We start from the raw sequence: 11,786 nt of genomic DNA, 5'->3' as shown, positions 1-11,786 counted from the left end.
TCGGGCTCCCGATTCTTTTAAGTGTTTAAAGTGAGTTCAAGAACGCCAGCAGCGCGGCTCGCTGCTCGGCGTTGAAAGACAAAACCTGTTGCTGCGCCTGCTGCGCTTCGCCGCCATGCCAGAGCACGGCTTCGAGCAGGTTGCGGGCGCGGCCGTCATGCAAAAACTGAGTGTGGCCGCTGACTGCCTGCGTCAGGCCGATCCCCCACAACGGCGGGGTGCGCCAGTCGCGGCCGGAGGCCTGGAATTCGCTGCGGTGGTCGGCCAGGCCGTCGCCCATGTCGTGCAGCAGCAGATCGCTGTACGGGCGAATCACTTGATTGGCCAATTCAGGTTCGGCGGCGTTGGCGGCGGTGGTGTATTGAGGGGTGTGACAGGACTGGCAGCCGGCCTGGAAGAACAGGTTCTTGCCGGCCAGCACTTGTTCGTCATTGACGCCACGACGTGCCGGCACTGCGAGGTTGCGTGTGTAGAACAGCACCAGACGCAGGATGTTGTCGCTGACTTCCGGCTCGCCGTCCGGGCCATTGCCGTTCGGCGCCTGTTTGCACGCAGTTTGTGCGTCGGTGCAGTCATCGAAGGGGCGCAGGCTGGTCGTGAGGCCCATGTCTCCGGAAAACGCGTGGACATTCTGCTGATTGAGATTGGGTTGCCCGGCTTTCCAGCCGAATCGACCCATGACGGTCTTCTGCAATGCGTCATCCCATACTCGATTCGCTCGGCCATTGATGCCGTTGTTCTCTTTGGCCTGCGCGGCGGCGTTGGCGAGGATCGCTTCTTCGGGAATGGCTTCGAGCAGGCCGAGGCCGATCATCGGCGGCGCAACCCGGGCCGAGAAACGCGTGTCCGGGTGCATCGGGCCGTAGCCCAACTGAGTGAATTGCAGCACCGGTTTGCGCAGCTCGACTTCGGTGCCGTCCTTGAAACGAATCGGCACCGGGGTGTATTCGACGCGCACCTTGCCTTCGGGCGTGACACCGGGCACGGCCATGTCCTGGAACTGGCCGCCGTAGACCGGCTCCGGCACCACGCCGAGTTGCTCGATGACGTTGGCATAGGCCGGCGAATCGGGAATCGACAGGCGCACCAGCATCGACACCGCGTTCGCCGCATCCGGTGCCGGCGGGTGTCCGCGGCCGTCCTTGATGTGGCAGTTCTGGCAGGCGTTGGTGTTGAACAACGGGCCGAGGCCATCGCGCGCGGTGGTGGTCGACGGGGCGATCACCCACGGACTGCGGAAGAAACTGTTGCCGACACTGAAGTCGACCCGACGCGACGGCGGCAGATTGGCCGAAGGCAGCGAGAACGCATTCTGATCGGTCTTGCGCACAGTCGTCGCCCCGCCCGAACGCGCTTCACCGGGCTCAGCCTTGGTAAAGCGCGGGGCGTCATCGCAGGCACTCAGGCCCAGGGCCAGAAACAGTGCGGACAAGCGAAGCAGCAGCGAGGGCATCAGACATCCTGCGGGCGGGCGAAAACAAAGGCGCAAAGTCTAACAGGGCGAGGGAGTTTGAATAAGAGGAATTATCGTTTGCTTGATTTGCGGCAGGGTTTCACTCGAGACCGAGGCGCAGCCATCGCTGGCAAGCCAGCTCCCACAGTATTTGTGTTGTACTCGGAGTGTGTGAACGCCGCGAAACCTGTGGGAGCTGGCTTGCCAGCGATGAGGCCATCAGCATCACCGCAAAAAGCAGGCACGAAAAAGGCGACCCGGAGGTCGCCTTCTTGTGCAGCAAGCGTTGATCAGAACTCGTGATCAGCGTTGTCCGGGTTCAGGTCGCTGATGCCCAGCTTGCCGGCAGCGGCTTCGATCGAACCGGTCTGCTTGACCAGCGCGGCGATGGCGTCACGCACGATCTGATTGCCGGCGGTGTTGCCCGCAGCGATCAACTGGTCGTAGTGCTCACCCTTGTTGGCGTGATCGACCATGACCTGGATCTTGGCTTCGGTAGCGGCCAGATCGGCTTTCAGCGCGGTGTCGGCAGCCGGGTCAGCCTTGGCCACCAGCGACGACAGGCTGGCGCCGGTCATCTTGGTCCCGTCAACCCGGCTGTACTCGCCCAGGTACACGTTACGAATGCCTTTGGCATCGTAGAAGTGCGAGTTGTGGGTGTTGTCGCTGAAGCAATCCTGTTCGTCTTCCGGCGAGTTGGCTTCCAGCGAAACTTTCATGCGCTCGCCCGCCAGTTCACCCAGGGACAGGCTGCCCATGCCGAACAGCATTTTGCGCAGGCCGCTTTCAGCCGGCTCGGCTTCCAGGGTGGCGCGGTAGTTGTCAGCCACGTTCGGCTTCCAGTTGCCGACCATTTCTTCCAGGTCGCTGACCAGCAGTTGGGTCACGGCTTTGAGGTAGGCACGGCGACGATCGTTGTGACCGCCGGTGGCGCCTGCGCCTTCCAGGTAGTCCGACGCCGGACGGTTGCCGGCGCCCGGGCCGGTGCCGTTCAGGTCCTGGCCCCAGAGCAGGAATTCGATCGCGTGGTAGCCGGTGGCGACGTTGGCTTCGGAACCGCCCAGCTCGTTGAGGCTGGCGAGTTTTTCCGGGGTGATGTCTTTCACATCGACCTTGTCTTCGCCAACCTGCACTTCAGTGTTGGCGATGATGTTGGCGGTGGCCCCCGGGTTGCCCAGTGCGTGTTCGTAGGACTTGTCGACGTAGTCGATCAGGCCTTCGTCCAGCGGCCAGGCGTTCACCTGACCTTCCCAGTCGTCGATGATGGTGTTGCCGAAGCGGAACACTTCGCTCTGCAGGTAAGGCACGCGCGCGGCGACCCAGGCTGCACGAGCGGCTTTCAGAGTGTCGGCGTTCGGCTTGGCGAGGAACGCGTCGACCGCGGTTTGCAGGGTTTTCGCAGTGGATTCGGCATCGCTGTAGACGGCGAAGACCATGTCCGCGTAGTGCGCAACCACAGCCTTGGCGGCGGCTTCATCGACTTTACCGGCAGCGGCGGGGGCCGGTGCAGCGGCGGTGCTGGCGGCCGGCGTCGGCGCGGCCGGGGCGGCAGCCTTGTCTTTGCCTTCGCCGCAACCGGCGAGGGAAATAGCGATGGCCAGCAGACTGGCGGTAGCCAGAGGCATACGAATCATGGCGAACATCCTGCTTCGGTAATGGAATGGACAGGGCGCGGGGGTGCGCAAAGCTGCGACATAATGCAAATCTTTCGCATTATGTGTAAAGGGTTGTGGCTGGAAATATTTCTTGTTTACGCCGGTGTGATGGCGCAGATCAAAAGATCGCAGCCTCGTTTCACTCGACAGCTCCTACAGGGGAATGCGATCCCTGTAGGAGCTGCCGCAGGCTGCGATCTTTTGACTTTATAAAATAGCCGCGTTGCTGCGTTGGGCTTGCTTGAGGTAGGCCGTCAGCTCCCGGGCAGGCAGCGGCTTGCTGTAGTGGTAGCCCTGACCTTCGTGGCAGCCTTCGGAGATGATGTAGGACTCTTGCTCGGCGGTTTCCACGCCTTCGGCGATCACCTGCATGCCCAGGCTCTTGCCCAGCTGGATGATGGCGCGAACGATGGTCGCATCGTCGTCGTCATCCAGCAGGTCCTGAACGAAGCTCTTGTCGATCTTGATCTTGTCCAGCGGCAGGCTTTTCAGGTAACTCAGCGATGAATAGCCGGTACCGAAGTCGTCGATGGCAATCAGCGCACCGGAGCGGCGCAGGCTCAGCAGGTGTTGGGCGGCGGTGCTGATGTCTTCCATCAGGCCGGTTTCGGTGACTTCCAGCTCCAGGCTGCGCGGCGGCAGGCGGTAGATCTGCAGTAGGTTGTTGACCACCCGCGGCAACTCGGCGTGGTGCAGTTGCACGGTGGACAGGTTGACCGCCATGCGCAGATCGACGAAGCCCTGATCGTGCCATTCGCGCAATTGCTTGCAGGCCTGATCCAGCACCCACTCGCCGATGGCGATGATCGTGCCGTTCTGTTCGGCCAGCGGGATGAACAGGTCCGGCGGTACCAGACCGTGCTCCGGATGCTGCCAGCGAATCAGTGCTTCGACCCCGACCACGCGGTGATCGCGGTAGCTGATCTGCGGCTGATAAACGAGGTAGAACTGGTCGCGAATCAGTGCGTCGCGCAGGTCTTTTTCCAGTTCGCGACGGCGGCGCATCTCGCTGTCGACGCTGGCAATGTAGAACTGATAGCGATTGCGCGAGCGGGTCTTCGCCAGCGTCATGGTCTGCTCGGCTTTCTGCAACAGTTTCTCGGTGCTGTCGCCGTCTTCGGGGAACAGGGTGATGCCGATGGTCGCGCGCAGGCGGATTTGTTGATGATCGAGGTCAAACGCCGCTTCCAGATCATCAAGGATGCTTTGCGCCAGTTCTGCCGCCTCGTAAGGCTGCTCGATATCGGCCTGCACCAGCGCAAACTGGTCGCCACCCAGTCGGGCGAGGGCGCCAAGGCGACCGCTGTGGGCGCGCAGTCGGTCGGCCAGTGCCAGCAGCAACTGGTCACCGGTCTGATAGCTGAACTGCTCGTTGATCCCTTTGAAATCATCCAGCCCCACGCACAGCACCGCGACCCGGCGTTGCAGCTTGCCGGCGTCCACCAGAATCTTGTCCAGTTGCTGCTGCAATTGCTGGCGGTTCGGCAGGCCGGTGAGGAAGTCGTACTGGGCCATGCGCAGCAGGCTGTTTTCCGCTTCGTGGCGCAGGTGGGTGTTGCGTTCGATGGATTCGAGCAACTGGTTGGCGGTGTTGATCCAGATCCCCAGTTCGTTTTTCTCGTGGCCCTTGAGCTGCGGAATCTTGTGCTCGCTGGGGCGATCGGGATTGATTTCGGTGAGGTGCTCGATGATCCGCGACAGCGGCTTGGTCAGCAGCCAGTGATAGACCAGATACAGCACCAGGCCCATGGCCAGGGCGCGCAATACGCCGGAAATGAAAATGATCACCGAACTGACAATGAAGCTCTCGCCATAGGTGGCGGTGTCGAGGGTGATGCTCAGGTCGCCGTAATACTCGCTGTACGGGCCGCGACCGACCAATTGGGTGGTGAAGGTGCGTTCCTGACCGAGGATCAGATCGGTCAGCCAACGGCTGTTGGAGTGCTGCAACTCACGGGACTTTTGCGCGAGCATCGCTTCATTGGGGTGGCCGATGGAGGCCTGGCGCACGGCATCGTCCTGGAACAGGCCTTCAATCACCTGCATGCCCATTTCCCGGTCCAGGCTGTAGACGGCCTGCGTCGAGGGATCACGGAACATGTCGAGGATGCGCTGCGCGTCGCCGGCCACCGCCTGGCGGGTTTTATAGGCATCGAAAACAATCTGGGCGCAGCTCAAGACCACGCCGACGATCAATGCCGAAAGGAGCACGACCCGGAGCAACTTCACCGACAAGCTGTTCTTGAGTTCCAGCTTCAAAGGGTTATTCCTTGTTCCGTGCGGGTAGCGTCAAGTTGCCATGAGTATTGGCAATCCCGTGTTGGCAGTCAAAGGGACAATCAAGCCTCGGAACATTTGCCCGTGGCCTTGGCCGAAATACTGCTGTCTGGAGTCTCAGCTCTATTTGTACTGTGTCGGTAGTTTCGGCCCTCAACTTGAGCGGTGCGGGACAATTTTTCCTCTGTTTGATGTTAGTCCGATGTGCTGCCCCGGCAAGCCGCCGCAGACAACGTTCATCGTGAGAAAAACGCTATTTCCTGTAGGAGCTGCCGAAGGCTGCGATCTTTTGATCTTGCTTTAAAAAATCAAAGTCAAAAGATCGCAGCCTGCGGCAGCTCCTACAGAAAAACAGAGGCGCCAGAAATCGTGGCACGGTGCGGCAGCTCCTACACAAAGTAAAGGCATAAAAAAACCCGGCAATAGCCGGGTTTTTTGACTGGCGCGCAGCTTAAGCGGTGAAGGTTTTGCCTTCGAACTGCTCGGCAACGAACTTCCAGTTGACCAGGTTCCAGAACGCTTCAACGTACTTCGGACGCAGGTTGCGGTAGTCGATGTAGTAAGCGTGTTCCCAGACGTCGCAGGTCAGCAGCGGGGTGTCGCCGCTGGTCAGCGGGTTGCCGGCGCCGATGGTGCTGGCCAGGGCCAGGGAACCGTCAGCCTTTTTCACCAGCCAGCCCCAGCCGGAACCGAAGGTACCGATGGAGGTCTTGCTGAACTCTTCCTTGAACTTGTCGAACGAACCGAACGCTGCGTTGATGGCTTCAGCCAGTGCGCCGGTTGGTTGACCGCCGGCGTTTGGCGCCAGGCAGTTCCAGTAGAACGTGTGGTTCCAGACCTGAGCGGCGTTGTTGAAGATGCCGCCCGAGGAAGTCTTGACGATCTCTTCCAGGGTCTTGCCTTCGAACTCGGTGCCTGGCACCAGGTTGTTCAGGTTCACGACATAGGTGTTGTGGTGCTTGTCGTGGTGAAATTCCAGGGTTTCCTTGGAAATGTGCGGCTGCAGGGCATCGTGTGCGTAAGGCAGCGGCGGCAATTCGAAAGCCATGATGATTCTCCTAATCAGGTCTGTTGCGGTGAGCGCAAGGCCGATCACGGGCGGCCAGAAATGCACCGACGAGTTTTTACTCTTTGCGGCGCAGGGTTCGGATCATAGCACCGGGGTCAAGGCTTAACCACGCAACAACTGTGTGGGATAGAGGTTCCAGAGCTGTTTGGAATAAATCACTGGGCCAATATCAATTGCCCGGCGACCGTGAACATCATCAACGCCACCACCAGATCGAGAATCCGCCAGGTACTCGGCCTTGCCAGCCACGGCGCGAGCCATGCGGCACCGAGGGCGAGGGTGAAAAACCACAGCAGCGAAGCACTTGCCGCACCCACGACATAAGCGCCCGGCACCGATTGCTGCGCCCCTAGCGAGCCGATCAGCAACACCGTGTCCAGATAAACGTGCGGGTTGAGCAGTGTCACTGCCAGCGCGCTGAGCATCACCGCGCGCAACGAGCGTACGGTGTGGTTTTCTCCCTGATCCAGACTCTGTTTCGAGAACGCCCGGCGCAGCGCCTGGCTGCCATACCAGATCAGAAAGACCGCGCCGCCCCAGCGTGCCACCGCGAGCAATGTCGGGTTCTGCGCCAACACGGTGGCCAAGCCAAACACCCCGGCCGCCACCAGCAGCGCATCGCACGCCACACACAACGCCGCCACCGGCAGGTGGTGTTCGCGTCGCAGACTCTGCGCCAGCACAAAAGCGTTCTGGGTGCCGATCGCCATGATCAGCCCCAAGGCCACCAATAGCCCGTTCACATAGCTTTGCCACATCAATAATTACTCCGCATTGGCTGCGAGATCGCGCAGCACGTGCATGGCGCGTTCGGCGTCGGCCTGACCGACAAACAAATGGTCGTGGTAATAACCGGCGATTACGTTGCAACTGATCCCGGCCTTGCCCAGTGCGCTGGCGAACGCAGCGGTCAGGCCAACGGCTTCCAGTGCCGAATGCACGTTGAGGGTGATCCACGCCGCGACATAATCGAAACTGAACCCGGCGTGTTCAGCTTGGGAGCGCTCGAGAATCACGGTCAGGCCTTCCTGCTCGCGGAAGCTGCCGACAATTTCCAGACCATTGGGCAACTGCGCGTCGCGCAGGGTGCAGAACACGTATTCGCCGGCATTGAGCTGCGGGCTCATGCTGCGCAGCAGCGTCGTGAGAGAGGTTTCGCCAGCCATTGCCGTGTTCCTTGATAAAGCGTGCTTGCTGGCTATTCTCCGGTCGAAAGCGGTATAAGAAAAACCAATAGTGCTGATCGCTCATTAGGAAGACTGATGTTCGACTACAAATTGCTTTCCGCGCTGGCCGCCGTGGTCGAGCAGGCCGGATTCGAACGTGCCGCGCAGGTGCTGGGCCTGTCGCAATCGGCGATCTCCCAGCGGATCAAACTGCTGGAAGCGCGGGTCGGCCAACCGGTGCTGGTGCGCGGTACGCCGCCGTCGCCGACCGAGATTGGCCGACGCCTGCTCAACCATGTGCAGCAGGTGCGCCTGCTTGAGCGGGACTTGCAGACCCTGGTCCCCGCACTCGACGAGGAGGGCCTGCCGGAGCGTCTGCGCATCGCCCTCAACGCCGACAGCCTCGCCACCTGGTGGGCCGAAGCGGTGGGAGATTTCTGCGCCGAGCAGCATTTATTGCTGGATCTGGTGGTGGAGGATCAGACCGTCGGCCTCAAGCGCATGCGGGCCGGGGAAGTGGCGGCGTGTGTCTGCGCCAGCGAACGCCCGGTGGCCGGTGCGCGCAGCGTGTTGCTCGGGGCGATGCGCTATCGAGCGCTGGCCAGTCCGGCATTCATCGAGCGGCATTTCCCCGACGGGGTGCGCGCCGAACAGTTGCCGCGCACCCCGGCGCTGGTGTTCGGCCCGGACGATTTCCTCCAGCATCGCTATCTCGCATCGCTGGGTGTCGATGGCGGATTCGAGCACCATTTGTGTCCGTCCTCCGAAGGATTTGTGCGCCTGACCGAAGCCGGGTTCGGCTGGGGCCTGGTGCCGGAACTGCAAGTGCGCGAGCAGCTGCAACGCGGTGTATTGCGCGAACTGTTGCCAGATAAACCGATCGATGTGCCGTTGTACTGGCATCATTGGCGCAATGGCGGTCAGCTGCTGGCCTTGCTGACCGAGCAATTGCGACGTTCTTCATCGCGCTGGCTGGTGCCCTTGGGCTGATGATCAGCGTCAAGACAGACGTATCAGGTAAACGAAAGTCATCGGAGCGTTACATGAAAATTCTGGTCACCGGCGCAAGCGGCTTCATCGGCGGACGCTTTGCGCGTTTCGCCCTGGAGCAGGGCCTGGACGTGCGGGTCAACGGTCGCCGGGCCGAAAGCGTCGAGCATCTGGTGCGCCGTGGCGCCGAGTTCGTCCCGGGCGATCTCACCGATGCGGATCTGGTGCGCGAACTCTGCGCCGACGTCGAAGCCGTGGTGCACTGCGCCGGCGCCGTCGGCTTGTGGGGGCGCTATCAGGACTTTCATCAGGGCAACGTGCAGGTCACCGAAAACGTCGTCGAAGCCTGCCTCAAGCAGCGCGTGCGGCGGCTGGTGCATCTGTCGTCGCCGTCGATCTATTTCGATGGCCGCGATCACCTCGGCCTGACCGAAGAGCAAGTGCCCAAGCGCTTCAAACATCACTACGCGGCGACCAAATACCTGGCCGAACAAAAGGTCTTCGGTGCGCAGGAATTCGGTCTGGAAACCATTGCTCTGCGTCCGCGCTTTGTCACGGGTGCCGGCGACATGAGCATCTTCCCGCGGCTGTTGAACATGCAGCGCAAGGGGCGTCTGGCGATCATTGGCGACGGTCTGAACAAAGTCGACTTCACCAGTGTGCAGAACCTCAACGAAGCGCTGCTCAGCAGCTTGCTGGCGGCCGGCTCCGCGCTGGGCAAGGCCTACAACATCAGCAATGGCGCGCCCGTGCCGTTGTGGGATGTGGTCAATTACGTGATGCGCAAAATGGACGTGCCGCAGGTCACCAAGTATCGCTCGTACGGTCTGGCCTACAGCGTTGCAGCGCTCAACGAAGGCGTGTGCAAACTCTGGCCGGGCCGCCCGGAGCCGACCCTGTCGCGGCTGGGCATGCAGGTCATGAAGAAAAATTTCACCCTCGACATCAGCCGCGCCCGGCATTATCTGGACTACGATCCGAAAGTCAGCCTGTGGTCGGCCCTCGACGAGTTCTGTGGCTGGTGGAAAGCCCAGGACATCCGTTGATACAAGTCGCCCGGCCAGCAATGAACCGCACTGCCGCTTGAGGGTCAATCCCTGCGGCTGCGGCGGTTATACTTCGCAGCATTTAGCCATCACCGCGTTCCACAAAGGTTGCCTCAATGTCCATGCGTAACGATGCCAACGACGATTTCGACGATGTACCGAGCCTGCGGGCCGACACCTTTGACGACGATGACATTCCGCCCAGCGCCCGCACCTCGGTGCACTCGCGCACGCCGCCGGTGGTCAAGGTCAAGGCTGCGAGCACCGGGCCGCTGTGGGCACTGGTCGGCGCGTTGTTCTTCGCCTTCATCGGTCTGGCCTGGTGGAGTTTCCAGCAGATTTCGCTGATGGAGCAGCAGTTGGTCGCGACCCAGGAAAGCTTTGCGCGCATCAGCGAGGAAGCGGCGGGGCGGTTGCAGGACATTTCCGGCAAGGTGGTGGCCAGCCAGAGCAACGTCAACAGCGACAGCGAAGCGTTGAAGCTGCAGATCAAACAGCTGGAAACCCAGTTGCTGGATCAGGGTAAACAGCAGCAAGGCGTGGTCGGCCAAGCCAGCGATCTGGACAAGCGTCTGGCGCAAATGACCGCGCAGACCACTGAACAACAGAACGCCAATAGCCAGTTGCAGGCGCAGGTCAAAGCCTTGAGCGCGGAACTGGCGGCCCTGAAAGGCGCATCGGCGGATACCAGCAAGGTCGATGCCCAGCTCAAGAGTTATGACGCTCAGCTGAAAAGCCTCGGCGCTGATATCACGGCACTGAAGAAGCAGGGCACTTCGAACGCGGCGATCGAGCGTCTGGAGCAGGAAATCGTCGTCCTCAAAAGCGAACAGGACAATCGCCCGGCAACGCCACAGGGCGGTGGCAATACCGCCGAGTTCGACGCATTCCGTGGTCAGATGACCCGCAACCTCAACACCCTGCAGGCGCAGATCCAGAACCTGCAGCAGCAGATCAATGCCCGGCCGTAGGGCCGAAGTCAGGATATCTGTGGCGAGGGAGCTTGCTCCCGCTGGAGTGCGAAGCGCTCCCCTGCTTTCGTTCAGGTAGAGCGCATTTGCAGGTTTTGCGACTGCTTCGCAGCCGAGCGGGAGCAAGCTCCCTCGCCACAGGGAATGCGGCAACTTCTGGATTCATCTTCGACCTCCGTCCGAGCCCAAGCCGTCTACGCTCTTGAAACACCAACAAGAACGAGGGATGCGTTATGGGGTTTCTGCATAAAGTGGCGTGGCTCGGGGTGATGCTTTTTGTGGGGGCAGGGCAAGTCAACGCTGCCGCCACGCAAAAGGACGACAGCAAGGCCGCCATCGCTTTGCTGGAAAAGGCCCTGGCCTATTACCACGACAACGGCGACAAGGCCTTCGCCGCGTTCAGCCGTCAGGGCGAGTTCGTCGACAAGGATCGCTACGTGTTCGTGGTCGACACCAAGGGTGTGATGCTCGCCAGCGGCGGGCCCTCTTCAGCCTTGATCGGCCGTGACGTCAGCGAGGTGCTCGCGCCGGATTTGCAGAAAGCCTTCAAGGACGCCCTGCTGGTGCCGGAAGGCAACGGCATTCAACAGGCCGAGTACCGCTGGCAGAACTGGGCCGACGGCAAGGTCGAGCGCAAACATGTCTACTACCAGCGCATCGGTCAGCGGATTCTGGCAGTCGGTTATTACCTGCCGCGTGCATCAGCCGAGCAGGCCAAGGCACTTCTCGACAAGGCTGCAACCGATCTGGGGAAAAACGAGAAGGGTACGCTGACTGCCATCAACTCGCTCAAGGGTGGTTATCTGCAGGATGATTTGTATGTGTTCGTGGTCGATCTGCAGACCCAACGCTACGTTGCCCACGGCACCAACCTGCGCCTGATCAACACCGACTTCAGCAAGATCAAGGACCCGGAAGGCAAACCGGTGGGCGAGCCGATGCTGGCGCTGATCGCCAAGCAGGATGACGGTGAATACGAATACCGCTGGAAAAACCCGGTGACCGGCAAGGTCGAGGACAAGCATGCGTACCTGAAGAAGGTCGGGCATTTTCTGGTGGCGGTGGGTTACTACAGCCCCTGAAAATCAAAAGATCGCAGCCTTCGGCAGCTCCTACATGGGAATGCATCTCTGTAGGAGCTGCCGCAGGCTGCGATCTT

Annotated in this window: 10 protein-coding genes; 4 read left to right on the top strand and 6 right to left on the bottom strand. The window is 61.0% G+C overall.

The window, feature by feature from the left end; translation table 11 throughout:
- Positions 1 to 25 precede the first annotated feature (25 nt).
- From ACYZUM_RS19735 to ACYZUM_RS19710, 6 genes are all read right to left on the bottom strand, one after another.
- Positions 26 to 1,453, bottom strand: coding sequence for a di-heme oxidoreductase family protein (locus tag ACYZUM_RS19735; protein WP_473061086.1), 1,428 nt, complete (start codon positions 1,451 to 1,453; stop codon positions 26 to 28).
- A 290-nt stretch (positions 1,454 to 1,743) separates the two neighbouring features.
- On the bottom strand, positions 1,744 to 3,087 hold the full coding sequence (locus tag ACYZUM_RS19730; protein ID WP_473061085.1) for an imelysin family protein: 1,344 nt from the start codon (positions 3,085 to 3,087) through the stop codon (positions 1,744 to 1,746).
- Between the two features lie 228 nt (positions 3,088 to 3,315).
- The gene (locus ACYZUM_RS19725) at positions 3,316 to 5,367 is read right to left on the bottom strand and encodes a putative bifunctional diguanylate cyclase/phosphodiesterase (RefSeq protein ID WP_041068421.1); all 2,052 of its coding nucleotides are present in this window, start codon (positions 5,365 to 5,367) and stop codon (positions 3,316 to 3,318) included.
- Between the two features lie 469 nt (positions 5,368 to 5,836).
- The gene (locus ACYZUM_RS19720) at positions 5,837 to 6,433 is read right to left on the bottom strand and encodes a superoxide dismutase (protein ID WP_003227660.1); all 597 of its coding nucleotides are present in this window, start codon (positions 6,431 to 6,433) and stop codon (positions 5,837 to 5,839) included.
- A 176-nt stretch (positions 6,434 to 6,609) separates the two neighbouring features.
- Positions 6,610 to 7,212: a LysE/ArgO family amino acid transporter gene (locus ACYZUM_RS19715; RefSeq protein ID WP_086791803.1), complete on the bottom strand. Its 603-nt coding sequence runs from the start codon at positions 7,210 to 7,212 to the stop codon at positions 6,610 to 6,612.
- Positions 7,213 to 7,218: 6 nt separating this feature from the next.
- On the bottom strand, positions 7,219 to 7,620 hold the full coding sequence (locus ACYZUM_RS19710; RefSeq protein ID WP_473061084.1) for an ACT domain-containing protein: 402 nt from the start codon (positions 7,618 to 7,620) through the stop codon (positions 7,219 to 7,221).
- 96 nt (positions 7,621 to 7,716) lie between these two features.
- On the opposite strand from ACYZUM_RS19710, the gene ACYZUM_RS19705 reads away from it, so the two are divergent.
- The 4 genes from ACYZUM_RS19705 (at position 7,717) to ACYZUM_RS19690 (ending at position 11,709) form a co-directional block, all read left to right on the top strand.
- Positions 7,717 to 8,610: a LysR family transcriptional regulator ArgP gene (locus ACYZUM_RS19705; protein WP_473061083.1), complete on the top strand. Its 894-nt coding sequence runs from the start codon at positions 7,717 to 7,719 to the stop codon at positions 8,608 to 8,610.
- A gap of 53 nt (positions 8,611 to 8,663) precedes the next feature.
- Entirely contained in the window at positions 8,664 to 9,656 is a 993-nt protein-coding gene (locus ACYZUM_RS19700) for an NAD-dependent epimerase/dehydratase family protein (RefSeq protein ID WP_473061082.1), read from the top strand.
- Between the two features lie 116 nt (positions 9,657 to 9,772).
- Positions 9,773 to 10,627 carry an ATPase gene (locus tag ACYZUM_RS19695; protein ID WP_473061081.1) on the top strand — a complete coding sequence of 285 codons (855 nt, stop codon included), beginning with the start codon at positions 9,773 to 9,775 and terminating at the stop codon, positions 10,625 to 10,627.
- A 233-nt stretch (positions 10,628 to 10,860) separates the two neighbouring features.
- Positions 10,861 to 11,709: a cache domain-containing protein gene (locus ACYZUM_RS19690; protein ID WP_041068432.1), complete on the top strand. Its 849-nt coding sequence runs from the start codon at positions 10,861 to 10,863 to the stop codon at positions 11,707 to 11,709.
- The last annotated feature ends 77 nt before the right edge of the window (positions 11,710 to 11,786 follow it).

The organism is Pseudomonas sp. m6p (genome assembly GCF_055760375.1).
The sequence above is the reverse complement of the archived record's forward strand: the minus strand, read 5'-3'. Positions and strand labels throughout refer to the sequence as shown.

Bases quoted from the DNA above. Each gene is read 5' to 3' on its own strand.
- ACYZUM_RS19735 (WP_473061086.1), bottom strand. From the start codon at position 1,453: ATGCCCTCGCTGCTGCTTCGCTTGTCCGCACTGTTTCTGGCCCTGGGC.
- ACYZUM_RS19730 (WP_473061085.1), bottom strand. From the start codon at position 3,087: ATGATTCGTATGCCTCTGGCTACCGCCAGTCTGCTGGCCATCGCTATT.
- ACYZUM_RS19720 (WP_003227660.1), bottom strand. From the start codon at position 6,433: ATGGCTTTCGAATTGCCGCCGCTGCCTTACGCACACGATGCCCTGCAG.
- ACYZUM_RS19715 (WP_086791803.1), bottom strand. From the start codon at position 7,212: ATGTGGCAAAGCTATGTGAACGGGCTATTGGTGGCCTTGGGGCTGATC.
- ACYZUM_RS19710 (WP_473061084.1), bottom strand. From the start codon at position 7,620: ATGGCTGGCGAAACCTCTCTCACGACGCTGCTGCGCAGCATGAGCCCG.
- ACYZUM_RS19705 (WP_473061083.1), top strand. From the start codon at position 7,717: ATGTTCGACTACAAATTGCTTTCCGCGCTGGCCGCCGTGGTCGAGCAG.
- ACYZUM_RS19700 (WP_473061082.1), top strand. From the start codon at position 8,664: ATGAAAATTCTGGTCACCGGCGCAAGCGGCTTCATCGGCGGACGCTTT.
- ACYZUM_RS19695 (WP_473061081.1), top strand. From the start codon at position 9,773: ATGTCCATGCGTAACGATGCCAACGACGATTTCGACGATGTACCGAGC.
- ACYZUM_RS19690 (WP_041068432.1), top strand. From the start codon at position 10,861: ATGGGGTTTCTGCATAAAGTGGCGTGGCTCGGGGTGATGCTTTTTGTG.